The sequence below is a fragment of the Celerinatantimonas yamalensis genome, assembly GCF_046054155.1.
In the GTDB taxonomy this organism is placed as follows: Bacteria; Pseudomonadota; Gammaproteobacteria; order Enterobacterales; family Celerinatantimonadaceae; genus Celerinatantimonas; species Celerinatantimonas yamalensis.
In genome coordinates this window covers 34,126-60,188 of sequence record NZ_JBEQCT010000002.1, presented here as the reverse complement: position 1 = coordinate 60,188, position 26,063 = coordinate 34,126, and the positions used below count along the sequence as shown (strand labels likewise).

General features: G+C 44.9%; 22 protein-coding genes. 15 read left to right on the top strand and 7 right to left on the bottom strand.

Annotated features, from left to right (window positions below):
• Positions 1–81: 81 nt before the first annotated feature.
• The 15 genes from ABUE30_RS04900 (at position 82) to dapB (ending at position 16,205) form a co-directional block, all read left to right on the top strand.
• Entirely contained in the window at positions 82–354 is a 273-nt protein-coding gene (locus ABUE30_RS04900) for a DUF1289 domain-containing protein (RefSeq protein ID WP_408622590.1), read from the top strand.
• Between the two features lie 74 nt (positions 355–428).
• Positions 429–1,172 (top strand): phosphatase, encoded by a 744-nt coding sequence (locus tag ABUE30_RS04895; protein WP_408622589.1) that lies wholly within the window; start codon positions 429–431, stop codon positions 1,170–1,172.
• A gap of 261 nt (positions 1,173–1,433) precedes the next feature.
• Positions 1,434–2,060 (top strand): carbonate dehydratase, encoded by a 627-nt coding sequence (gene can / locus ABUE30_RS04890; protein WP_408622588.1) that lies wholly within the window; start codon positions 1,434–1,436, stop codon positions 2,058–2,060.
• Positions 2,061–2,550: 490 nt separating this feature from the next.
• Complete coding sequence (locus tag ABUE30_RS04885) at positions 2,551–2,931, top strand: peptidoglycan-binding domain-containing protein (protein ID WP_408622587.1); 381 nt, start codon at positions 2,551–2,553, stop codon at positions 2,929–2,931.
• Between the two features lie 523 nt (positions 2,932–3,454).
• Positions 3,455–5,380, top strand: a complete 1,926-nt coding sequence (dnaK, locus tag ABUE30_RS04880) for a molecular chaperone DnaK (protein ID WP_408622586.1) — start codon at positions 3,455–3,457, stop codon at positions 5,378–5,380.
• Positions 5,381–5,468: 88 nt separating this feature from the next.
• Entirely contained in the window at positions 5,469–6,614 is a 1,146-nt protein-coding gene (dnaJ, locus tag ABUE30_RS04875) for a molecular chaperone DnaJ (RefSeq protein WP_408622585.1), read from the top strand.
• A gap of 333 nt (positions 6,615–6,947) precedes the next feature.
• On the top strand, positions 6,948–8,435 hold the full coding sequence (locus tag ABUE30_RS04870) for a phospholipase C (protein WP_408622584.1): 1,488 nt from the start codon (positions 6,948–6,950) through the stop codon (positions 8,433–8,435).
• Between the two features lie 60 nt (positions 8,436–8,495).
• Positions 8,496–9,884, top strand: coding sequence for a 4Fe-4S binding protein (locus tag ABUE30_RS04865; protein ID WP_408622583.1), 1,389 nt, complete (start codon positions 8,496–8,498; stop codon positions 9,882–9,884).
• A 16-nt stretch (positions 9,885–9,900) separates the two neighbouring features.
• On the top strand, positions 9,901–10,425 hold the full coding sequence (locus ABUE30_RS04860) for an iron transporter (protein ID WP_408622582.1): 525 nt from the start codon (positions 9,901–9,903) through the stop codon (positions 10,423–10,425).
• On the top strand, positions 10,422–10,943 hold the full coding sequence (locus ABUE30_RS04855) for an iron transporter (protein WP_408622581.1): 522 nt from the start codon (positions 10,422–10,424) through the stop codon (positions 10,941–10,943). Before ABUE30_RS04860 ends, ABUE30_RS04855 begins: the two co-directional genes overlap by 4 nt.
• The gene (locus ABUE30_RS04850; RefSeq protein ID WP_408622580.1) at positions 10,930–12,318 is read left to right on the top strand and encodes a phospholipase C; all 1,389 of its coding nucleotides are present in this window, start codon (positions 10,930–10,932) and stop codon (positions 12,316–12,318) included. Before ABUE30_RS04855 ends, ABUE30_RS04850 begins: the two co-directional genes overlap by 14 nt.
• A gap of 101 nt (positions 12,319–12,419) precedes the next feature.
• Positions 12,420–13,037: an FKBP-type peptidyl-prolyl cis-trans isomerase gene (locus ABUE30_RS04845; RefSeq protein ID WP_408622579.1), complete on the top strand. Its 618-nt coding sequence runs from the start codon at positions 12,420–12,422 to the stop codon at positions 13,035–13,037.
• 302 nt (positions 13,038–13,339) lie between these two features.
• On the top strand, positions 13,340–14,221 hold the full coding sequence (locus ABUE30_RS04840; protein ID WP_408622578.1) for an ABC transporter ATP-binding protein: 882 nt from the start codon (positions 13,340–13,342) through the stop codon (positions 14,219–14,221).
• 1 nt (position 14,222) lies between these two features.
• A complete protein-coding gene (locus tag ABUE30_RS04835; protein ID WP_408622577.1) occupies positions 14,223–15,227 on the top strand; it encodes an ABC transporter permease in 1,005 nt (334 codons plus the stop codon).
• A 156-nt stretch (positions 15,228–15,383) separates the two neighbouring features.
• On the top strand, positions 15,384–16,205 hold the full coding sequence (gene dapB, locus ABUE30_RS04830) for a 4-hydroxy-tetrahydrodipicolinate reductase (RefSeq protein ID WP_408622576.1): 822 nt from the start codon (positions 15,384–15,386) through the stop codon (positions 16,203–16,205).
• 78 nt (positions 16,206–16,283) lie between these two features.
• Here the strand turns inward: dapB and ABUE30_RS04825 are convergent, their stop codons facing one another.
• The 7 genes from ABUE30_RS04825 to ABUE30_RS04795 form a co-directional block, all read right to left on the bottom strand.
• A complete protein-coding gene (locus ABUE30_RS04825; RefSeq protein ID WP_408623184.1) occupies positions 16,284–17,270 on the bottom strand; it encodes an ABC transporter ATP-binding protein in 987 nt (328 codons plus the stop codon).
• 29 nt (positions 17,271–17,299) lie between these two features.
• Positions 17,300–18,325, bottom strand: coding sequence for an ABC transporter ATP-binding protein (locus ABUE30_RS04820; protein ID WP_408622575.1), 1,026 nt, complete (start codon positions 18,323–18,325; stop codon positions 17,300–17,302).
• 2 nt (positions 18,326–18,327) lie between these two features.
• Positions 18,328–19,215 (bottom strand): ABC transporter permease, encoded by an 888-nt coding sequence (locus ABUE30_RS04815; RefSeq protein WP_408622574.1) that lies wholly within the window; start codon positions 19,213–19,215, stop codon positions 18,328–18,330.
• A gap of 9 nt (positions 19,216–19,224) precedes the next feature.
• Positions 19,225–20,178 carry an ABC transporter permease gene (locus ABUE30_RS04810; protein WP_408622573.1) on the bottom strand — a complete coding sequence of 318 codons (954 nt, stop codon included), beginning with the start codon at positions 20,176–20,178 and terminating at the stop codon, positions 19,225–19,227.
• A gap of 7 nt (positions 20,179–20,185) precedes the next feature.
• Complete coding sequence (locus ABUE30_RS04805) at positions 20,186–21,943, bottom strand: ABC transporter substrate-binding protein (RefSeq protein ID WP_408622572.1); 1,758 nt, start codon at positions 21,941–21,943, stop codon at positions 20,186–20,188.
• Positions 21,944–22,315: 372 nt separating this feature from the next.
• Complete coding sequence (locus tag ABUE30_RS04800; protein ID WP_408622571.1) at positions 22,316–24,067, bottom strand: ABC transporter substrate-binding protein; 1,752 nt, start codon at positions 24,065–24,067, stop codon at positions 22,316–22,318.
• A 502-nt stretch (positions 24,068–24,569) separates the two neighbouring features.
• Complete coding sequence (locus ABUE30_RS04795; protein WP_408623183.1) at positions 24,570–25,799, bottom strand: dicarboxylate/amino acid:cation symporter; 1,230 nt, start codon at positions 25,797–25,799, stop codon at positions 24,570–24,572.
• Between the last annotated feature and the right edge of the window lie 264 nt (positions 25,800–26,063).

The window sequence follows — 26,063 nt, the reverse complement described above, 5'->3', positions numbered from 1 at the left end:
GAGCAAAGCTGGAGGTGTTACTCCGGCTTTTTTTTCGACAGATGATGTTCATTGGCCAAAAAATGCGCTACTTTAAAACTCATGCAACAGATCGAATTATTCCCCCTGCAAAGCCCATGCATTGGCATTTGTCAGGTCAATGAAAAAGGCCTCTGTCGCGGCTGCTTTCGCACCCGTGATGAACGTTTTCATTGGCAAAAATTAACCCCTTCCCAACAACGAAATGTCATACGTCTTGCGTATAATCGTCAGTTGCGTTTTTTGCGCGAAGAGAAGCAAAAGCACCAACCATGGGATTCTTCAATCCCTCAACAAGGCGAACTGTCTTTGGGTCATCCCGATCAGGATGAATAGCTATTTCGCTGCTGCTATCTCCTTGTCCTCGCTTATACGTATAGTACTTTAATCACCTAACTAGGAAATAATTTATGCAAATCCAAACAGACACGCATACTCATACCATCAGTAGTGGTCATGCTTACAGTAGTTTACAAGAGAACGTAAACGCTGCGCGTCGTGCGGGTATTCGCTTGATGGCCATGACCGATCACGCGCCCAGTATGCCTGGAGCTCCCCACATATGGTTTTTTGGCAATTTAAAAGTGGTGCCGCGAATTATCGACAACGTCGGTGTATTGCGCGGCGTTGAGGCTAACATTTGTGATGTGGATGGCAATATTGATGTGCCTGAACAACTGGTTGAACAATTGGATTTGGTGATTGCCAGTTTGCATGAAGCGGTGATAGCCCCCAGCGATAGTGCCTCGCATACGCGGGCACTCATTGGGGCGATTAAAAGCGGGTTAGTGGATGTGATTGGTCATCCGGGTAATCCGAATTATCCGATAGATATTGATGCGCTTGTTAAAACGGCGGCTCAGCATCAAGTACTCATTGAGTTGAATAACTCTTCATTTTTGGGTTCACGCCGTGGTAGTCATAAAAACTGTTTGGCGATTGCCGAGGCGGCTCGTGATCATGGCGCTTGGTTAACGCTTGGCAGTGACGCGCATGTTTCTTTTTCTGTGGGCCAATTTGCCGAATGTTGTGATGTGATTAAACAGGTCGGTTTCCCGATGGAACGCTTAGTGAGTACTCATGCAGCGAAGCTATTAGATTTTTTAGAAGCAAGAGGAAAAACCAGTATGAGTAAATATCATGAGCTTCGTTAACCGGGCTGGATGATCGATTAAAAAGTGGGTGTATGAAATATTTTTGATGTTGTTTTTGCTTTTTTACGCGTTCTAAAATCACTTTATTGTGATTTTTACATTCATTAAAAGTTTGGTCCTTGTTAAATTTGACGTATGCTTTTTTGTATATTAGCAGGTTATTTTTTTACATTTCATCGTATTTTGGTACAAGTACAAAGGGCGTTGAATCGTTTACTGGGTGGCGATTTAGTGATGGGACGTTTAAATGGCAGATGGAACATGAGCGAATTAGCACGAATTTTTGATAACAATGAGCAGTGGGCGACAGCAATTAAAAATGAGCAGCCAGATTTCTTTGAGCAGTTGGTTGGCCAACATAATCCTGAATATTTGTGGATAGGTTGTTCTGATAGCCGCGTCCCGGCGAACCAAATTATGGGGTTGATGCCTGGTGAGGTGTTTGTCCATCGCAATATCGCCAATGTGGTCGTGCACACTGATTTAAACTGCTTGTCTGTTATCCAATTTGCTGTAGAAGTGCTCAAAGTAAAACATATTTTGGTCACTGGACATTATGGGTGTGGCGGGGTAAAAGCGGCTGTTGATGGGAGTGAATTAGGGTTAATTGAGAACTGGCTGCGGCATATTCGAGATGTCTATCGACTACATCGAGGTGAACTGGATGCAATTACTGATATGCAAGAACGTTACGACAAACTCTGTGAGCTTAATGTGATTGAACAGGTTGCCAATGTGTGTCAGACCACAATTGTTCGAGATGCTTGGAACAAAGGGCAAAAATTGTCAGTGCATGGTTGTGTCTATTCACTTAAAGATGGTCTATTACGCGACTTAAATGTCACAGTGAATGAAAAGTCTTCTGAAAGCCAAATTAAATTGCGCTAAAAGAGCGATTTTTACTTATAAAATTGCTAGAAATATAAATAGGATGAAATGCGCATAAAGTGCATTTATTTAGATAAAAGCCAGTTATTCTGGCTTTTTTTATGAGCTGATTTTGGGCTGTGATGTAATAGCTGAATAGGGTATAACTATGACTGATATGGGTTTTCCTATATATAGGTTAACTTATTCTTATATATAACAAAAAATAGAATAAACAAGTTGATATATGCTCGTTTTTTATTAGCTCAATATTGTATTGCGATTTTTCTAAGTTGGCCCCATGATGCGCACGCAAGCGATAACGATTATCCGATGCTGGTGAGTTAACAGGATCTTGAGGGTTTGGGACCATCGTTGACGAAATGTGCCTAAATGGTAGAGAAAAATAATTAACCCACTAATTCAGAGTTGTATATGTCACGCCCTACTGCTTCCCCAAGCCCTTATAGAGCAGTGTTGGCGGCGAAGTTTATTTAAAAGGAAGAAAGTAATGAAAAAAACGTTAATTGCAGCTTTGTTTGGATTAATGGCAAGCCCTTTGGCACTAGCCGATAATACAGTACCTGCTAAACCAGCCGAAACTCAGCCAGCTGCTGCGGTTGTTGTACCAAAAGCTGAAAAACCTATGGCTAAAAAAGCTATGACAAAAAAACCAATGAAAGCGGCGCATTCTCGCAGTGTTGCGCAGCACAAATTGGTGGCTGAGATCCAAATGGAATTAAACCATAAAGGCTATCATGTGGGCAAAGCCGATGGGTTTGCTGGTAAAAAAACACGTGCAGCGATTCGTAAATTCCAAAAAGACCATCATCATCGTATGACTGGCAAAGTTTCAGCACAGTTACTTACTGAGCTTAAAGCAGCCAAGTAATCGCAAATACAAGTCTCTTGTGCTGACGTTTATCGCTGATCAGCCAAGAGACTTGGTTATTTTGTTGGGTCGCCATGGCCGTACGAAGTATTGATTAATTGTGTGTTCAAGTATAATGTGGCCTCGGTTTTTCGACTAGGATATACCACGTGGTTTTCCTAGCATGGGCTAAGATAACCCCCCTCTTTTACGTTTTTCTAAGTGATGCCGCTTTGCGCGTTGTTTATGCGTCAATGGCGCTGAACTACCTTGTTGCTTATTCATCGTTGGTCTGACATCTCTTCACTTTGATGTGCCGTTGGTGGTGCTCATCTATTTGGCGGGTCTCTAGGGCGGATCCTTTGTGTCATTAACAAACAAGTGCTAAGAAGCAACGAGTTAACTGATCAATGAGTTGAGGCAGTGCTTGTGGAAAAAATACTTTAATTAAAATTTTTTCAAATTATCCCTTGAAAAGGAAAATCCGAGCCCCATCTTAGATTCAAAGTCAATGAGTACTGAATTTGGAATTGGAGACATCAATATGGGTAAAATTATTGGTATCGATCTGGGAACTACCAACTCATGTGTTGCTATCCTTGATGGCGACCGTCCTAAAGTGATTGAAAATGCTGAAGGGGATCGGACAACACCCTCTATCATCGCATTTACTGAAGACGGTGAAACATTAGTTGGTCAGCCAGCGAAACGTCAAGCGATCACGAACCCTAAGAATACGTTATATGCTATTAAACGTTTGATCGGTCGTCGCTTTGGTGATGATGAAGTTCAGCGCGATATTAAAATTATGCCTTTTGATATCGTAAAAGCTGACAATGGTGATGCGTGGGTTTCTGTTCGTGATGTGAAAAAAGCACCCCCACAAATTTCAGCTGAAGTGCTGAAAAAAATGAAAAAAACAGCAGAAGATTATCTGGGTGAAGAAGTGACTGAAGCGGTCATTACAGTGCCTGCTTACTTCAATGATTCACAGCGTCAAGCAACTAAAGATGCGGGTAAAATCGCTGGTTTAGACGTTAAACGTATTATCAACGAGCCAACTGCTGCGGCATTTGCCTATGGCGTTGATCACGTGAAAGGCGATACTACTGTTGCGGTATACGACTTAGGTGGTGGTACATTCGATATCTCTATTATCGAAATCGACGAAGTCGACGGTGAAAAAACCTTCGAAGTATTAGCAACTAATGGTGATACACATCTAGGTGGTGAAGACTTTGATAACCGTTTAATCAACTATTTAGTTGATCAGTTCAATAAAGAGCAAGGTGTGGATCTGCGTAATGACCCACTGGCCATGCAGCGTCTAAAAGAAGCTGCTGAAAAAGCTAAAATTGAGTTGTCTTCAGCGCAGCAAACTGATGTGAACTTACCGTACATCACCGCTGATGGTTCAGGTCCAAAACACTTAAACATCAAGGTGACTCGCGCTAAACTTGAATCACTAGTTGAAGATCTGGTTCAAAAATCATTAGAACCAATGCGTATTGCGCTACAAGATGCTGACTTGTCGGTTTCTGAAGTGAATGAAGTGATTTTGGTCGGCGGTCAAACCCGTATGCCAATGGTTCAAAAAGTCGTTACAGAGTTCTTTGGTCAAGCACCTCGCAAAGATGTTAACCCAGATGAAGCAGTAGCGATGGGCGCAGCGATTCAAGGTGGCGTACTTTCTGGTGATAAAACTGACGTATTGTTGTTGGATGTTACTCCGCTGTCATTGGGAATTGAAACAATGGGTGGTGTGATGACAAAAGTTATCGATAAAAACACCACTATTCCAACTAAACAGTCACAGGTCTTCTCAACTGCTGATGATAACCAATCAGCGGTGACAGTCCATGTCCTACAGGGTGAACGTAAACGTGCTGGTGATAACAAATCACTGGGACAGTTCAACTTAGAAGGTATTCGTCCAGCTCAACGTGGTGCGCCACAAATCGAAGTGACTTTCGATGTGGATGCGGATGGTATTTTGCATGTATCAGCAAAAGATAAAGATACTGGCAAAGAGCAGAAGATTACCATTCATGCTTCATCTGGCTTGTCAGATGACGAAGTCAGCAAAATGGTTTCCGATGCCGAAGCCCATGCCGACGATGATAAAAAATTCGAGGAACTGGTCAGTACACGTAACCAAGCTGATGCATTAGTACATGGTACTCGCAAGCAGATTGAAGAAGCGGGTGATGCACTGCCAAGTGATGAGAAAAGCAAAATCGAAACGGCAGTGAGTGAATTGGAAAGTGCGGCTCGCGGTGAAGACAAAGCTGAAATCGAAGCGAAAGTTCAGGTGGTTGTTGAAGCCTCTTCTAAGTTGATGGAGATTGCTCAGCAGAAAGCTCAGGCAGCGCAAGGCGGAGCAGGTGAACAAGCGCAACAACAGAAATCTGCCAGTGGCGATGATGTCGTTGATGCTGAGTTTGAGGAAGTAAACGACGATAAGAAATAATATCGCCTGATCGTTTCTTACTTAATTAATTTTAACGGGCGTTGTAGTTCTACAGCGCCCGTTTTCGTTTAAAAACACTGAAACCACTATGTCAAAACGAGATTACTATGAAGTGCTAGGCCTCAGTAAAGATGCCGGCGAGCGGGACATCAAAAAGGCCTATAAGCGGATGGCGATGAAGTATCACCCGGACCGGACGAAGGGTGATAAAGCGCTTGAAGATAAATTTAAAGAAGTAAGTGAAGCCTATGAAGTACTAAACGATTCGCAAAAGAGAGCCGCCTATGACCAATTTGGCCATGATGGCGTTGATCCTAATCGTGCTGGAGCAGGCGGGTTTGGTGGCGGTGCTGATTTTGGTGATATCTTTGGTGATGTCTTTGGCGATATCTTCGGTGGTGGACGCCGAGGTGGTAGTCGAGGGCCACAGCGTGGTGCCGATTTACGTTACAACATGGAACTGAGCTTAGAAGAAGCGGTTCGTGGCGTTTCTAAAGAGATCCAGATACCCACTTTGGTTCACTGTGAACAATGTAAAGGAACGGGTGCTAAATCTGGTAGCAAACCGAAAACTTGTCCAACTTGTCATGGTCATGGTCAAGTGCAGATGCGTCAAGGGTTCTTTGCTGTTCAGCAAGCCTGTCCGACCTGTCATGGCAAAGGTGAGATCATTAGCGATCCATGCCCTAAATGTCATGGCGAAGGCCGCTATGAGCGCAGTAAAACGCTCTCAGTTAAAATACCCGCAGGGGTTGATACAGGTGATCGCATTCGCTTATCCGGCGAAGGTGAAGCTGGCGAGAAAGGCGCACCAGCCGGCGATCTGTATGTACAGGTGAATGTTAAAGAACACCCTATATTTACTCGCGATGAGAACAATTTATATTGTGAGGTGCCGATTAGCTTCACTCAAGCTGCACTAGGCGGTGAGATTGAAGTCCCCACTATTGATGGGCGAGTGAAACTTAAAGTTCCTGCTGAAACCCAAACTGGGCGGATGCTGCGCATTCGTGGAAAAGGGGTGAAATCAGTCCGCTCAAGCGTCGTCGGCGATTTGATCTGTAAAGTTGTGATTGAAACACCAGTGAGCCTTAATGAAGAACAACGTAACTTGTTGCGGCAATTAGAAGAGTCATTAGGTGGTCAATCGAGTAAGTCCAGTAAAAAGCATAAACCTCGTTCTGAGGGTTTTTTAGATGGCGTGAAGAAATTCTTTGATGATTTAACCAAGTAGCTTTGTTTCATCGCTGTATCTAATCCGGTACATTAACATGTACCGGATTTTTAATGGCTGAGATATCACCTAACCGAATGTTTTATCTATATAAGCTGTGTCATACGCGCTTCTACGGCTTTGCCGTCATACCACGATATTATTTCCCCATTTGGATTCGATTTTGAGCTTAGCGCTGTCGACGATGATTGCTTTGTTTTATATATGCTGCAAATTTGTAAATTAATGTAAATAGCAGAGGGGTTACTAAGCGCTGTCACAAAGAGTTCATCCAAACGTATTAGGTTTGTGCCAGATCATTTTTCCCGATACTGATAAATGGATGAATATTGTATGAAACTCTTTAAGTTGTCTTGCGCCGGCTTAGCCGTTGGTGCGCTTTTGCAAGGATGCGCGAGTCATTCGCCGCAAACTGCGATGAATCAAGCTCAACCGACGACGACGCCGATCAAACATGTGGTGGTGATATTTGATGAAAATATCTCATTTGATCATTATTTTGGTACCTATCCCCATGCGACTAATCCTGCAGGTGAACCTGCTTTTCACGCTAAAGCGGATACACCAGCAGTTAATGGTTTGACCACGGAGCTACTTGAGCACAATCCTAACCGTTATAACCCTTTTCGCATGGTGCGCAATCAAGAACCTTGTGACCAAGACCATGGCTATGAAGCGGAGCAAGATGCGTACAATGGTGGGTTAGTCAATCAGTTTGTTAGCGCCACAGGCAACAAACATTCTAAGGTCTGTCAGCGCCAAGTGATGGGCTATTATGATGGGAATACAGTGACAGCACTGTGGAATTATGCGCAGCACTTTGCCATGAGCGATAACTCGTATGGCACTATTTTTGGGCCATCTACGCCTGGCGCACTGAATTTAGTAGCGGGGCGCACTAGCACCACGTATCCAAGCAACACTCCTGGGGTGAAGCAGGGCAACTTAGTCAGCGATGTGGATCCACGCTTTGATGACTGTTCCTATAAGGATGTTGAAAAAGCCAAAGGCGCTGAGCTTGCAACGTCTGTACTCAGTGGTTTGGTCTATGTCAAAGGCGATAATATTGGCACTTTGCTCAATGCTAAACAGGTGACTTGGGGCTGGTTCGAAGGTGGTTTTGATCCAACCAGCTACCACAATGGCATCGCGCGCTGTAGCGCCAAAAGTACCAATGTATTTGGTGGACAAGCGAACGACTATATTCCGCATCATGAACCGTTCCAGTATTTTAAATCAACGGCTAACCCTCATCATTTAGCGCCAAGTAGTCTCGCCAACGTGGGGCATAGCGATCGGGCGAACCATCAGTATAGTTTGAAAACATTCTGGAGTGCGGCTGAACAAGGTCATCTACCTGCGGTTAGTTTCTTAAAAGCAAAAGGCATTGAAGATGGTCATGCAGGCTACTCGAATCCATTAGATGAGCAGCATTTCTTAGTGCGTACCATCAATCGTTTAGAAAAACTGCCACAGTGGAAAAACATGGCCATTGTCATCGCTTATGATGACTCCGATGGTTACTATGATCACGTGATGCCACCGAAAAACCAATTTGCCAACCGCTCTGGTCGCCATGGTTTTGGGCCACGCTTACCGTTACTGGTTATCTCGCCCTATGCGAAACCTAACTTCATTGACCACACCTTGACTGATCAAAGTTCGATTGCTCGCTTTATCGAAAATAACTGGCAGTTAGGGCGCATGCAAAATTCAATGGATGCGCATGCTGGTACGTTGACCCATATGTTTGATTTTAAAGAGGGTGGCAAAACCAAAGCACTTATCTTGAATCCGACTACTGGCGAATCAGCGTCTTAATTTGCTGAGCTATGAACCGGTGCGTCGTTTGGCGCATCGGTTTTTTTATGAAGATTAACTATGACCTACGCCTCTGAAAAATCGTTAAGTTTGCGCCTGCGACAATTTGCTCACTATAGTCTTTATTGGCAACTATTGATGTTAGTCGCTTTAGCTGCGCTGCTTGTGATCCCGCTATTTTTCCAAGCCCCTAAGTACATTTGGCAAACGCCTTGGAATAATGCGCAGCTGTTCAGTGAATGGGTGCTGTGGGCCCTGTGGTATCCGGGAACCTTATTATCGGTGTTATTGGTTGGAAGGCTTTGGTGTGGTGTCTTGTGTCCACTAGGAGCAATGAGTGAATGGGCCAGCCACATTGGGATGCGAGTGCGTCTACCGCAATGGGTTAAACACCCCGCAACCACCGCGTTAAGTTTTGTTTGGGTGACCATCTGGGCGCAAACCTTAGATGTGCGTGACGACCTGCATTCGGCCGCCATTCTATTTGCAATTATTTTTGTGTTGGCCATCGGCTGCGGATTGCTGTTTGGCTCCCATAATAGTCAAGGGCGACGGGTCTGGTGTCGACATTTATGCCCTATTGGCTCAGTGTTGGGAGTATTTTCGCGGTTAGGTAAGTTGAACGTAATGGCCAAACAGCCGCACGGTGATACCGAAGGCTATCGTATTGACGGATTATGTCCGACAGGGATTGAGCTTCGCACTAAGCAAAGCTCTCGGCATTGCATCAAATGTATGCGCTGCGTGACACCACAAAAACGTGGCGGCATGGCCATCGAAGTGCGCCCCATCGGCGATGAAATTCAGCATATTGAGCAGCACGCGCCTTGTTTTTCTGAGCTTTGGTTTATCTGGTTAGCCCCTGGGCTTGCGGTCGCCGGTTTTGTTTGGAGTAGCTCACCCATTTATGTCAGCTTACGGCAGTGGCTGGGGCACTTTGCGTTATCACACCAATGGTACACATGGTTGCAACCTGGACCAAACTGGTTGATGGAGCAAAGTAGCGCTTTAAATCAGCACTATTTATGGCTTGATATGATTTCGATTGGCATTTTTATGTTGCTTTGCGCTTTGATTTTAGCCGGTTTGCTGGCGCTTGGGGCGATGGCTGGTGCGAGGCTTTTGGGGCATCGGCATTTATTGATGAGTCAGCGTATAAGCGAATTTGGTTATCAGTTTGCACCAATGGCGATGTTATGCATCTTGTTAGGCCTTGGTAGCACTTTGTTTGCTTCGCTTAAAAGTGAGCTTGGTGGGGGCGAGAGGCCATTATTATTAGTGTTGGTTGGTGCTGCATTGGCCTTTAATCTACTGCATGGACAGCGTTGGCTGCGTCAACAGAATTTGAGTCCACTTCGTGCTATCGCGGCATTTAGTGTTTTATTAAGCGGTTGTCTTTGTCTTGTGTTAGCCACTGGCTGGAGCATTTTTCCGGCACTATCTATTTGAGAACAGGTTTAATTCAATGCGCATTTATTGTCTAGGTCTACTCGTGGGATTGATGAATATCAGCTGCGCTATTCACGCCGAATCTATTGGTACTGAGACGCTCTTTAATACCCTCGATCAAGATGGGATGCATATCTCAGTGGGCGTGCGCCGTGAGCGCAGTCATGTGGTGTTATGGAGCCATTTGATCGCGCAGGCCTATAACCCCAATGGTTTTATTACCAACGACTTTATTCCCTTTTGTCAACTGAGCTATACGCTCACGCAAGAGAAAAGCCATTGGCATCAACAGGCGGTGTTAGCCATGCGATTAACCTCTGATGGCCCAGAATATGGAAGAGATATCTATTTTCATGGTGCGGGTAACTATCAGCTCTCTATTTATTACCAACCGCCTGTCGTCAATGGCTTTTATCGGCATATTGATAAAGCCACGGGTGTTGCGCCTTGGTGGCATGCATTTACACAGCATTATCGCTTTTATGTCAATAACCAAGGGCAGCTGAGTCAGATACAGCTACAACAAGGAGAGCAGCCATGAAACGTATCAGTTGGATGGTAATGCTGCTCGCTTTGAGCGCTCATGTTTTTGCGATGGATGTGGTGTTTGGCCCCGATGTGGGGATTGACGGCATGAAAATTGGTGCCAGCTATATCCAAGGGATTATTATGTCGCCGATGCTCAAAGGTTCTCCAAAACACGCTGATATCCATTTGGAAACCGATGTCCATGCACTGCCAGGTAATCCGCAAGGATTTCCCGCAACAGCATGGATACCTGGGTTACAGATCCATTTTGTAGTCACCAAAGCGGGGAGTCAGTGGCGTTACGCAGCTGATTATCTGCCGATGGTCGCTCAAGGTGGCCCCCATTATGGGTGTAACATTAAATTAGATGGACCTGGACATTATTTGGTCACTAACTACTATGCGCCGCCGAGTAAGAACGGATTATTTTTAATCCGACAGGCTGGCCCTGGCGTTTATCCATGGTGGAAGCCATTTACGCGTCATTATCAATTTGATTTTTTAGGGACAGGCAAACATGGCGGCTATTAAAAGCGTTTCAAGGTGGTCATGTGCACTGATAGTGAGCGCCATTTCATGGGCGCATGCCAGTACCTTGCCGAGTGTGAAAACCATGACACCTATTCACCATCTGGTCGTGGTCGTTCTGCAAGATGAAAGTTTTGATCGCTATTTTGGCATCTATCCTCATGCCCAAAATAATATGGATGAGCCGCCTTTTAAGGCAATAGCTAATACCGCTAAAGTGGCTGGTTTTACCCCTAAGCTATTAAAGCATAATCCCAATTTGAGCAACCCTTATCGTATGGCTCCAGGTGAGCCGACATGTGATTTAGGTTATGGCGTCATCGCCCAAAAGCGAGCCTATAACGCGGGTCAAAATAACATGTTTATCTGGCAAGAAGATCAAGGGCCCACCGCGATTAATGATGATGGTTGTTTTCCGCAGTCAGTGATGGGTTATTATGATGGCAACACTTTGCAGGCTCTGTGGGGATATGCGCAGCATTACGCGATGGCCGATCATCTATTTGCTACAAATTATTCGACTGCGACCACTGGGCAAATTAATTTGATTGCTGCGACAACGCAAGGGGTTGAGCCTAAAGTCTTACCCGGCGTGAGTTACACCGATCAACTGCTTGGCAATAACCCACCGCTATATGATGATGCCAGCCATGGCCGTTTCAAAGTGCATTTTGAAGGGCGTAATATTGGTGATCTTCTTAATCAGCGACACCTTCGCTGGGGTGCTTTTGTCGGTGGTTTTTCGCCAAATAGCAAAGGGGAATTCAAACAGCGAGTGTTAAATCAGTCTGGGTCTTTAGTGGCTGCCTATCAGCCTAATGACGATCCATTCCAGTATTTTCAACGCACTGCGAATGCCCATCATCTTGCGCCCATTAGTGCCAAACTGATAGGTCGTAGCGATCGGGCGAATCATCAATATGATCTGCACTGGTTGTGGATAGCGCTGCGTCAGCAACATTTACCTGCAGTGAGCTTTGTTTTTCCAAATCATGCGCAAAATGGTCATGTGGGGGCATCGTCACCGCTGGATGAGCAGCGCTTTTTACGTCACTTAATGGCGCATCTGAAACAGAGCAAACAGTGGCAGTCAAGCGCTGTGATGTTGGTGTGGAGCAATGCCAATGGCTGGTATGATCACGTGACTCCTCCGAATGCACCGCAAGGGATGAGTGGCGGCGGTTATGGCCCTCGATTACCTTTCTTACTTATCTCACCTTGGGCGCGACATAACTATGTGGCTCACCAGATGCTGGACCAAAGTTCGGTGCTGCGCTTTATCGAGCAGAATTGGCAGCTTGGATACTTGGGCACACACACCGCCGATCATTATGCTCACTCGCTACTAAATATGTTTAATTTTAAACCAAAAGGATAGTCAAGAGCCCCTAACTGAGGGCATCTCGATGAAAAAGAGGCGAAATCGATAGCTATTTTTGTTACGCTGGCAGACTTTGTAACTTACGCAAGGGATAACCTATGAGCGAACAATATAGCAGCGTTGAAGCGCAGGCCAGCTACGGCTACGGTATGCAGATCGGTGAACAGATTAAACAAGCCGCATTTGAAGGGCTTGAAATTGAAGCCATGTTAAACGGTATCCGTGATGTGATGACAAGCGCTGCGCCTGCAGTTGATGAATCATTAGTTGCCGCAGCGTTTGAGCAGATCAGCGCACGCATCGAAACCAAACAAGCAGAGCAGCATAAATCGAACAAAGCGGCGGGTGAAACTTTCCTCGTGCAAAATGCTCAGCGCGCCGACGTGCAAGTCACTGAAAGTGGTTTGCAATATGAGGTAATTAGCGCAGGTGATGGCGCAACCCCTAGTGCAACAGATAAAGTGAAGGTTCACTATCACGGGACATTGGTTGATGGCACCGTCTTTGACAGCTCAGTCAAGCGTGGTCAGCCGATTGAATTCCCAGTCAATGGCGTCATCAAAGGTTGGACTGAAGCGCTGCAAAATATGAAAGTGGGCGATAAATGGAAATTATATATTCCTCAAGAGCTTGCTTATGGTGCGCAAGGCGCAGGGGCTGCAATTGCACCTTATTCAGCACTGGTATTTGAAGTTGAATTATTAGGTGTAATGTAATTCTCATGCTTAGGCCGCCTTTTGGCGGCTTTCGGTTTAGGCTGTATTGATTTTCAGGGGGAGTTTTGCCGCTCAATGCTAGGCAAAGCGTTCCTTTGATAAGACTCTATTTTTTGTCACTTGTCACTGATTTCGAATAACTATACATCGTTTCTCGTTTCGCCAGTAAAACGTATTAGAACGAACATCGCCTAAGCCCGACACATCAATACCCTTTAAGGGGTAAATGATCACCAATGTGTTTGCCCATCGAGGGGGAACATCTGATATTCTCATATCATGTGGGTGAATATGGGAGCGTTATGAGTACAATTCTGGATGTACGTCAATTGACCAAACGATTTGGCGACAATGTTGCCGTCGATGGCTTGAATATTACACTGCGCAGCGGTGGCTGTTTTGGATTATTAGGCCCTAATGGTGCGGGCAAAACCACTACCATTGAGATGCTCGAAGGGGTCTTGGCTCCCGACAGCGGTGAGATTTTATTTCAGGGCAAGCCACGTGATCGGCAGTTTCGCCAAGCTATTGGGATCCAATTCCAAAATACCGCGCTCCAAGAACGTCTTACGGTGCGAGAGACGTTGCAGCTGTTCGCGCAGTTGTATCAATCCCCCCAGCCACTTCAAACTTTGATGCAAAGCTGTCAACTCAGTGAGTTCAGTGAGCAAGATACCCACCACCTTTCAGGCGGGCAGCGCCAACGGTTACTTTTGGCCATTGCTCTGATTAACGATCCAAAACTATTATTTTTAGATGAACCAACCACAGGGCTTGATCCTCAAGCGCGCATGAACTTTTGGCAGTTAGTTGAACAAATTAAAGCGTCTGGTAAAACCGTGTTATTAACCACTCACTATATGGATGAGGCCTATTACCTGTGTGATGAGATAGGCATTATCGACCATGGTCAGATGATCGCCTGTGACACCCCCAAAGCGCTATTAGATGAGCATCTGCCAGGAATATATCTGAGTGTCAGCAGTGAACACCACAACTTGCTTGATAAGCTCGCAATACAGTTTGAGAATCAATATGGGTGGTGCCGCTGGAAAACCAATGATGCGCAGAAGCAGATTGATCAACTGAAAGCAGTCGGATTAACCCAAGCAGATATTCAAGTGCAACGACCCAATCTGGACGATCTATTTTTGACCCTCACAGGGCGGCGGTTGAGGAGCTAGTATGTGGCAACGAATTTGGGCGATATTTCATGCCCGCACTTTAGAAGGGATACGTGATCGCAGTTCGCTCGCTTGGAATATTCTCTTTCCATTAGCGCTATTAGTTGGCTTTTCCTTATTCTTTTCTGGTCGAGGACAGGTGCAGTATCAAATTGGTGTGATAGGCAAACAAGTCGAGACACCCGTTTGGCAAGATTTGTGGCAGATGCCGTATTTAAGTTTTGATCACTACAGTGATGCAAAAACTGCACAATTGCATTTGGCGCGTCATCAATTAGATCTGTTGGTAGACCCTAGCCATCAACGCTACTGGGTCAACCCGAAATCGCCAAAAAGTATGATGGCTGAGAAGGTACTGCAAGGCTTGGTGCATCAACCTCTAAGCCGTGCGCAGCTGGCATCTCGGCCGATCCGCTATATCGATTGGTTTTTACCTGGCGTGCTGGGCATGAATGTGATGTTTAGCGGGCTATGGGGAGTCGGATACTCGATTGTTCGATATCGCAAAAATGGGGTACTTAAGCGCTTGAGCGCGACGCCGGTTCAACCTATTGAGTTTTTGCTGGCCCAAGTGTTATCAAGGTTGGTTTTGATGATGGTGGTGACCGTTGTGTTGTTTGTGGCCGCAACCACGCTGCTGCATTTAACGATGCGCGGCAACTTAGTCTTATTATTTGGTATTTTTACACTCGGCGGCGCCTCAATGATCAGCCTCGGATTGTTAATTGCGAGTCGCAGCCAAAGTGAGGAATTAACCTCTGGTTTAGTGAATCTAATTTCTTGGCCGATGATGTTTTTATCGCAAGTGTGGTTCTCCTTAGAGGGGGCGCCGCACTGGCTAAAATGGGTGGCTGATCTGTTGCCATTGACGCAAATCATCCGCAGTGCTCGTCAAGAGATGCTCTATGGTACGATGACTAGCCACGATTGGTTAGGACTTGTCTATGTAATAGCTTTTACCTCGGTGTGCCTAATTGTAGGTGCTTGGCGGTTTCGCTGGCGTTAGATCAACGCCAGCCTGCCTTTACAAGGTAAGATTGGGCAGCAGTGAGTCGACTGGTAGTCGTATATATATTGATAAAAATGAGTGAGAAAACTGTTCAATACACAGTGACTATTCAATTAAAAAATTGCTTGAATGGATAAAACAGAGGAGAGCGTTATGGCGCAGGTGCGTATCGCCATTGTAGGGTGTAATGGCCGTATGGGGAAAGTATTACAAGAAGCCGTATTGGCCCATGACAGTACCATCTTAGGTGGCTTGATTGAGCGCCCAGGCGCAGATTCAGTCGGGTTAGATGGAGGGGATCTCGCAGGGCTTGGCAAACACGGCGTTGCTATTGTCGATAACCTTGATGCCGTGCAAGACAGTACGGATGTGATTATTGATTTCACGCGTCCTGACGTTACTATGCAAAACTTGCAGTGGGCGTTGGCAACCGGCAAGAAAATGGTGATTGGTACCACAGGGTTTAGTGAGCGGCAAAAAGAGCAAATTCAACGCGCTAGTGAGTCGATGGCGATTATGATGGCGCCTAACATGAGTGTTGGCGTCAACGTCTTGCTGGAGCTGTTGAAAATGACGGCCAAAGTCATGGGCGATTATACCGATATTGAGATTATCGAAGCCCATCATCGGCATAAAGTTGATGCGCCCTCTGGGACAGCGCTGGCGATGGGGGATGCCATTGCTCAAACACTTGGTGTAAATTTAAAAGATGTCGCGGTCTATGGCCGAGAAGGGCATACCGGGGAGCGTGATCGTCAAGCCATTGGTTTTTCCACGATTCGAGCTGGTGATATTGTGGGTGAACACACTGCGATGTTCGCTGATGTGGGTGAGCGCATCGAGATTACCCATAAAGCATCAAGCCGAATGACCTTTGCCAAAGGGGCTGTGCGAGCGGCCGTATGGCTCAGTGGCCAGAAAAATGGCTTGTATGGCATGGGTGATGTGTTGGGAATTGATAAACTACGTGTCTAAGTCTATACAATAAATGTGATAAAAAGGATAGACAGTGAATACTGACTATCCTTTTTTAATAAGTGCGACAATTGCTGGCTAGCTCACTAGATGGCAAGAGACAAAATGTTCTTGATCGGGTGATGTAATCGTTTGCTGCAATTGAGGTTTAACCTGCGCGCAGTGCTCCGTTGCATAACGACAACGAGTGCGAAACGTACAGCCGCTTGGTGGATTGAGCGGTGAGGGCACGTCTCCCTCTAAAATGATTGTCTCTGAATGGTGCGTCGGATCAGGTACTGGAATGGCTGAAAGCAATGATTGCGTGTAGGGATGTTGCGGATTACGGTACAGCTCTTCGGCAGGCGCCTGTTCGACCACTTGTCCTAAATACATCACCGCCACATCATCACAAATATGCTGAACCACGGCCAAGTCATGGGCAATAAACACAAATGAGATGCCGCGAGTTTCTTGCAAGTCAGCAATTAAGTTAAGTACTTGCGCTTGTACTGAAACATCCAAGGCTGACACGGGCTCATCTGCGATAATTAGTTTCGGTTCAAGTACCAAAGCGCGCGCAATCCCAATGCGTTGACGCTGTCCACCCGAGAATTCATGGGGATAACGATTGAGCGCTTCAGGGCGAAGGCCCACAATCTTCATCACGCTGGCAATCTTTTGCTCACGTTCAGCGACTGTACCGACCTTATGTGTATCGAGCGGCTCACGCAAAATATCGTGAATGGTCATGCGCGGACTGAGTGATGCAAATGGATCTTGGAAGATAATCTGCATATCTTTGCGCATGGCCTTAAGCTCCGCATCGTTCATCTCGACAATATTTTTGCCATCAATGATGATTTCACCTTCACTCGGTTCAATAAGGCGTAAAATACAACGTCCTAAGGTTGACTTGCCACAGCCTGATTCGCCAACAATCCCCAGCGTTTGACCTTTTCGGATTTTAAAGCTGACATTATTGACCGCTTTACAGACGGCGCGATTACGTTTGAGAAAACTATTGCCAATGATAAAGTTTTTAGTGAGGTGATTAACCTCTAAAATTACCTCATCGCGGACCATTTCGGATGAGGTTGAACTTTTCTGCTGTGTCATGCGTTAACCTCCTCAGCATAGAAGCAGGCCGCTTGGTGGCCAAGCGGAGCCGTTGATGGTACACCATCGTCTGATACTTCTTTTAACCTTGGAGCACTTTCATGGCATTTGGATGTGGCTTTGGGACAGCGGGTTGAGAATCGACACCCTTTTGGCAAGCTAAATAGATCAGGTACGACACCCTCAATGGTTGGTAAGCGTGCAATTTTTTTATCACGAACCACTGGAATAGACGCTAACAGTCCTTGCGTATAGGGGTGTTGTGGGTTGGAAAATATCTCATCGACGCGTCCTTGCTCAATAATTTCACCACAGTACATCACCACGACACGTTGGCATGATTCTGCCACCACACCTAAATCATGGGTGACGAGCACAACTGCCATTTCGAGCTCTTTTTTGAGACGAACTAACTCCCGCATCACTTGCGCTTGAATGGTGACATCCAACGCCGTAGTGGGCTCATCAGCGAGCAGCAGTTTGGGGCCACATGAGAGGGCCATCGCGATCATCACCCGTTGACGCATCCCCCCTGAAAGCTCATGGGGATAAACATGAACACGCTTTTCTGGCGATGGAATGCCGACAATTTCGAGCATTTCAATGGCTTTGTTTAGTGCTTCTCGTTTTGAACATTGAGTATGGTTTCGGATGACGTCAATCATCTGGGTGCTGACTTTAAGCACGGGATTGAGCGCAGTCATCGGCTCTTGAAAGATCATGGAGATCTCATTGCCACGAATTTGTCGATACGCTTTATGGCTTAATCCGACCAGTTCTTTACCTTGAAACTTAATGCTGCCTTCGGCGATGCGACCTGGTGGTGAGGGAATTAACCCCATGACCGCCAGTGAACTTACTGATTTGCCACACCCCGATTCACCAACGATGGCCAGTGTTTCACCCGGCATGACTTCAAAGCTAATCCCATTGATAGCTCGAGCAACGCCTTTGTCAGTTGAAAAATCAACGGCTAAATTGTCCACTTTGAGCAGCGGCGTTGAAGATGGATGAGTCGTCATGATTAAACAGTCCTTGGATCCAGTGCATCTTGAAGAGAGTCGGAGAACATATTGAAGGCCAATACTAATACGAATAACATCCCTGATGCTGCAAAGAAGTTACAAAAATGCCCACCGGTTACTTCACCACCTGCGGCAGCGAGCATTAACCCCCAACTGATACCATTTTTCACCCCAATGCCTAAGAAACTCAAAATAACTTCAGCTTTAATGGCCGAGATAAACAATAACGACATATTGACTAAGATAATATGAGAAGTATTTGGCAGTAGATGTTTGAAGATAATTTTATAGGTGGGTACCCCTAAAGCTCGTGCTGCTTCTGTAAACTCCATATTTTTGAGTTTAATCATCTCACCACGAACCACCCTTGCAGTGCCTGTCCAGAAGGTGGCGGTCATCGCAATATGCATCGAGTACGTGTTGTCGGGAAGTGCAAAAGCAATCGCGGCAACGAGCAGATAGAAAGGAATACAATCGAGACAGTTCATGATCCACATAATGAACTCGTCAATAACTGTGCTATTGAAATAGCCCATTAAAGCGCCGGTAATTGCCCCAATGAACGTTGCGCTACAGGCAACAATAATCCCTACCGAAAAGGCTGTTTTAGTACTGTACATCGCCCGTGCAAAGATATCTTGGCCATTGATGTTGGTTCCAAACCAGTGGGCCGCACTCGGGCCTTGGTAGCCGTTGGTGATCATTTGATCCCAACCATTGCCAAGCCATCCGAGCCAAACAGCAATCGCGATTCCCATATAGATTAACACCACGAATAGGCTAATCAATCCGATGCGGTCATGGGAAAATTTTTTAAATGCCTTACTCCACAGCGACTCGCGTTTAAGCTTTGGCTGTTGCTCTGGCATATTTACAATATCAGTCATAACAACGTCCTATTTTAGCGAGATACGTGGGTCAACAAGCTTATAGAGCACATCTGCAATACTAACCACGACAATAAAGAGCAAGGTGGTTAAGGTAAGTATCGCTTTGACAACGGGTAAGTCACCTGTGGTGATCGCGTTGTAACTTATAAGCCCAACACCAGGAATACCAAAGAAAGTTTCTAATAACAATGCACCACCAACTAACATAAACGGGATTGAAAATACAATGGTCGTAATAATTGGAATGAGTGCATTTTTTAAGACGTGTTTGATTAATATACGCAGTGGTGAGTGACCAAAGGCGCGCGCTGTACGCACATGATCCTTAGACATCTCTTCGACTAAAATAGCGCGATAAAAACGGGTGCTATAGCCCACTGAGACGAATACTGAACACAGTGTTGGTACTGTCACATAATAGAGATAACTAGGCAGGGAGTGAACTTCCCAGCCATACACTGGAAACCAGTTTAATCCATAACTCGAGCAGAAAATTAACTGCATCGCGATGATGATGATGATATACGAGATACTCATCCCCACCACCGATGAGGACATCACTAACTTATCAAGCCACTTACCACGGTTATTCGCCGCCAATAACCCAAGTGCCAAACTCACTACATTGCCTAAAATAAAGCCAGGCATAATCAGTTCAACGGAAATTGGGATAGTCCGTGACAACATGGCTGTTACTTTTTCACCACTTGAATCAGAATAACCAAAATTAAAGGTAATCATCTGATGCAGGTAGTGAATATAACGTTCCCAAAAGGGTTGGTCGTATCCAAGCTGATGGTGAATGGCTGCAATTTGTGCAGCCGTTGGATTACGACCTAATAAATCATAAGTTTTGTCGGGGCCAAAATAGACCATCAGTACAAAACTAATTAACGTAACCCCGAATAAAAGGGGGAAGCCGTACAACAGCTTCCGCAGAGAATATTTCAATGAATCCATGAGGGACCTATTTCTTTACATCGACATATTTAAAGTAGTTGCCTAAGAAATCAGTCTGAGGCCACATAATGACATTCTTATGCCATAAATAGATATGCGTGCGTGAGAACGAGCCGATACCGACACAGTCATTCACAAGTATATTGTTAAGTTGTTTGTAAATGGCGGTGCGCTCTGGACTTGGCTGCATGTCAGCTGCTTTTTCATATAACGCATTGTATTTTGGATTGTTATAGTTGGCACTGTTTGCACCTGGTGAACGGTTCGGACCATAAAACAGTTGCAACGTATTTTGTGCATCTGGGTAGTCTAAACCCCATCCCATCGGAACCAGCATGGTTTTGCTGTTTTTCACATCGCGGTTGAAATCACCGAAGGTTGCATACGTTTTTAACTTAATTTTATTTTTCGGGTAACCAATTTTAATCAAGTTGCCTCGGAACTGTTCATAAAATTGCCGATCTTTCACTGATGCCATGGCAGGATAAGTCAGCACAGGTAAGGAATGTTTATTCCAACCATATTCTTTGAGGAGTTTTTTCGCACCGGCAATATCTTGTGTAACAGAGCTTTTATCCATTTTTGGATCAAAACCATCAGTACCAGGGACAATAAAGCCAGGATATGCGTGGCCAAGCCCTAGGTAGAAGCGACTGATCCGTTGTGGCCAGTTGAATGATTTGATGATGGCGCAGCGCAGTGCTTTATTTTGTGCGTCAGTTTTAGGGTTTTTCGAGTGGCCAAAATAATCGTTATCAAAGTTGAACAGGTTGTAGACTAGACCGGCTTCGGTGGTAACACGATAGTTATATTTTTTCGCATAGGCAGGTTTAAGTGTAACGGGTGATTTAGACGCTAACACCTGATCGATTTGATCGTTTTGTAAACTTGCGTTGACGACTTCATTACCTTTGGTAAAGGAGTTCCAAGCCGCAGAAGATTCTTGGATCCAGTTAACTTCTACACGGTCGACAATTGGCAGTGTTTTCCCTTCAAGCTCTGCAAGACCTGCTTTCCCTTCAATTTTAGGGTCATAGCCTTCTTGTTTCAGATTAAACACTTCGTGGCGATAATTTGGATTACGCACTAATACTGTTTTAGTGGTGTTGGTTGAAACCATTTCAAAAGGGCCACTGCCCACTGGATGAATGGCAAATTCACGCCCATATTTCTTGACCGCTTCTTTCGGTACCACGGCTGAAAAACCCATTGCAAGGGTGTACATCAACTGCGGATAAGGCTTAATCAACTTAATTTGGATGGTATAGCGATCAAGCGCTTTTAGGCCTGCAATTGGTTTACTGTAGTCGGCACCATCCTTACCCCATTGATCGAGCCCTACAATTTTTCCAGCCCACAGCCAGCTTCCTTGTGAGCGGTTTTTAGGATCAAAGTTACGTTCTAATGAGTACACAAAATCTTGGGCAGTGACTTCACGACCTTTCCCATCAGCAAAGGCGGGATCGTTGATAAAATGGACCCCTTTTTTTATTTTAATGGTATAGGTTAAACCATCTTTCGATACGGTTGGCATACCTGTCGCGAGATCGGGCTCAAGCTGGAATGGGGTTTTCAGATATTTGTATTGGTAAAGCGTGTCATAAACGGCGGTCACAATTTCGTTGGCATACATAGTCCCCGATTGGACTGGATCAAGCGTTCGCGGTGCGCTATCCCCCAATATTTTTAATACCTTTGGCGTATTCGCCAACGCGCAGGAGGATGCCACCAGCGCTGCGAGAGGGAGTAACTTAAGAAGTTTCATAAATCCACTGTCCTTGTTCTGTGAGCTCTCAGGGCTCATTGATGTTGTCTATGCAAATAATGCAATCTGTTTGTTTACGATATTAAGCAAATTAGACTTTATGTTGTCAATGTTTTATTTCTAAAAATTAAATATAGCTTATAAATATTTAAATAGTTATTTATGCCAATTTAGCCGTGAAGTGTTATATATACCACCTTCTCTCAGCAAAATACATACATCGCTGTAGGCGATGTACTGCACAACGATTCATGGCTGCGTAAACGCAGCCATGAAGAGGTACTTTTTTCAACCATCGGTTGATTATAACCATGGAAAAAAATAGAACACAATGTGACGTGCCCTATTTTTGATGATTGATGCTTTAACTGATTATTTTATATCGATATATTTGAAAATATTACCGGCAAATGCATTCGGCCACATCACAACATTTTTATGCCACAGTGCAATCCCTGTCCGAGAGAATGAGCCAATACCGACGCAATCATTGATTAAGATTTTGTTCATCTCTTTGTAAATCGCAGTACGTTCAGGGCTGGGTTGCATGCTCGCCGACTTTTCATACAACGCATTGTATTTGGGGTTGTTGTAGTTCGCCGCGTTAGCACCTGGTGAGTGGAATGGGCCATAAAAGAGCTGCAGTGTATCTTGCGCATCGGGGTAGTCTAGGCTCCATCCCATGGGTGCCATCATGGTCTTACTATTGGTCAAATCTCGATTGAAATCCCCAAAGGTGGCATAGGTTTTCATCTTAATTTTGTTTTTCGGATAACCTATTTCTAACAGGTTTCCCCGAAATTGTTCATAGAATTGTCGATCTTCCACAGTGGCCGTGGATGGATAGATGATCATGGGTAGATTATGTTTATTCCAACCATATTGCTTAAGCAGTTTTTTAGCACCCGCAATATCTTGTGTCACTGATGCTTTGCTGAGCTTGGGATCATAGCCATTGGTTCCTGGGACGATAAAGCCAGGATAAGCGTGACCCATTCCCATATAGAAGCGATTAATTCGCTGCGGCCAGTTAAATGATTTGATGATGGCACAGCGCAGCGCTTTATTTTGCGCGTTGACTTTAGGGTCTTTCGAGTAGCCTAAATTTGGGTCGTTAAAGTTAAAGGTGTTATAGACAAAGCCCTCTTCGCGTTTAACTCGATAATGATACTTTTTAGCAAAGGCGGGTTTGAGTTTAACCGGATCGCGTGAGGCTAAGACTTGATCCATATATTGGTTAGATACCCCGGCGTTGACCACTTCATTACCTTTGGTAAATGAGTTCCATGCCGCTGAAATCTCTGGGATCCAACTGATTTCAACGCGATCAACGATAGGGAGCGTTTTACCATCCAATTCAGCGACGCCTGATTGAGCTTGTGTTTTAGGGTTGTATCCTTCTTGTTTGAGGTGGAAGACTTCATGACGATAGTTAGGATTACGAACCAACACCGTTTTCGTTGTGTTAGTTGAGACTAATTCAAATGGCCCACTACCAACCGGATGAATGGCAAATTCTTTACCGTATTTATCCACAGCTTCTTTAGGAACAACTGATGAGAAGGGCATTGCTAGTGAATACATTAACTGTGGGTAAGGCTGCGTTAACTTGATTTGAATGGTATAGCGATTGAGTGCTTTGAGGCCAGTGACCGGTTTATTATAGTCAGCGCCATCTTTAGCCCATTGGTCCAATCCTACAATTTTACCTGACCACAGCCATGTGCCTTGCGAGCGATTTTTGGGATCAAAATTGCGTTCTATTGAATAGACAAAATCTTGTGCGGTGACTTCACGCCCTTTGCCATTAGCAAAGGCTGGGTCGTTGGCAAAATGGACGCCTTTTTTGATGGTGAATGTGTAAGTGAGTCCATCTTTAGATATTTGTGGCATTGCTGCAGCAAGATCGGGCTCTAATTGGTAAGGGCGTTGCAGGTATTTATATTGATAGAGCGTGTCGTAAATTGCGGAGACAACCTCAGTGGCATAAAGCGTACCCGATTGAATGGGGTCAAGATTTCGCGGCGAACTATCGCCGGCAAATTTTAACACCTTGGGCTGCTGCGCGAAAACGCAGCATGACGCCACTAGCAGCGCTAGTGGCAGGAGCTTCATTTGTTTCATAAGCAATACTTTCCATGTTATTGAGCGGTTGAGGCTCATATGTTGTGTTGATATGTATTTTTATTATGCTGTTTTATTAAGCAAATTAGATTATATATTGTCAATATATTATTTGAATAATATAAAATTTTATAAAATAGGGCATGTGTAGGCCATTAGCCTATCTAGCTTGGATGTTTTATCGAGGTCATTGTTAATAATTAGCTAAGTTGATGCAAGGTTGTATTGATAAATAGATAAGATTTGAGCTGTGAAGTAATATGATTTACTCCTAAAATGACTATATAAATGAGATTATCCTGTTTGTGAGAAAGTAATTTTATTTAACTGGAATTAAACACTGTGGTTACTATATTGCAATTTGGCTTGATATGCGAATATCTACGTTCAATGAACTCAGCTATCTGATGAACCTGACTGCACGATGTAAACTATTGCGCCTTGAATCGCGCTTGATAAAGCCGCTCAATTGAGCGACTTTTTGCTAAAAGAGATGAGCTGGCTAAGATTCTTGGTTTTGCAGCTCGACTTGTACTTCTTGTTCAACTAACGCATCAACAATCAGAGCACAGGCCGCATCGCCAGTGATATTAAGTGCGGTGCGGATCATGTCGAAGATGCGGTCGAGAGCAAATAACAGCGGGAGACCTTCGATTGGAATGCCCGCGGCTAATAAAACCGCTACTACCAGAAACGATGGACCAGGAACGCCGGCTTGACCTACCGCGCCGAGTGTTGATGTCAGGATGATTGCGATATAAGCGCCCATAGAAAGATCAATGTGAAACAATTGGGCAAAGAAAATGGCAACTAAACCATAGTAAATTGCATTGCCTGACATGTTGATTGTTGCCCCCAGTGGTAGCACGAATGCAACTGTCGAGTTTTTCACCCCAAGTTCATTTTCAACGGTGTCCATATTGACAGGCAACGTTGCCATCGATGATGCAGTAGACAGCGCGACTGCTTGCGGTTTTTTCATCGCTAAGATGAATTTTTTTGCTGATGTTTTAGTGAACAATTGAATCATCAGCGGGTAAGCAATAAAACCAAAAATGAGGATTGCCAAAACATAGACCACGAAGAGTTTTAGCACCACGGTTAACGCGCTAAACCCGAAGGTGCCTACAGCTTCTGCCATGAGACCAAATACACCAAGCGGAGCGATAATCATCACTTTATTTATCATCCACACGAAACAATCAACAATTGTATTGACCCCGTTTGTGATTGGTTCACGACGCTCTTTAGGTTGCTTTGCGAGTGCTACGCCGAAAAATAGGCAGAACACTAGAATTTGCAGAATATTGGCGTTGTTGAGAGATTTGAAGACATTGGTTGGGATCATGCCTGTGATGGTTTGCCAGAAGGTCGGCAAATTGCCTTGCGCTGCATATTCAGTGGAAAACATGCCTTGGACACCAGAGACGTCAATGCCTAAACCTGGTTTGAAAATGACTCCCATCACCAGAGCAAGAGCGACCGCAGCTGCGGATGTTAAAGCAAAATAGGCAAGGGTTGTTAGACCGACTTTACCTGCATTTGAGCTATGACCTAAACCCGCTGCACCAGAAATCAGCGCAACGGCAACTAATGGAATGACAAGCATCTTAATTAGGTTAATGAAGATAGTTCCTAATGGTGCAAATATAGCTGCTTGATTGCCCATGAGAGCGCCAACAGTCGTTCCGACAATCATAGCAATGACGACTTGAAAGCCGATGTTGCCCATCAAAGAGTTGATTTTAGACACTTCCCTTACCTCGTTTGTGTTGTGTTTAAAATAGAAAATGTGTGTTTCAATTTTCCACTAGATTGACCCAACGTATATATCACTGATGATCGCTATCCCTTTGGTTCTTAAGGAACGGTGCTCTTTGGCAAATTTAGATAAACCGATATAACAGATGAGATCATCCATTAAATATCCCACGATCGTGACCGGTTTGCTCATCGTTGAGCCGATGAGTGCTTCTGATGATCACTGCAATGACCA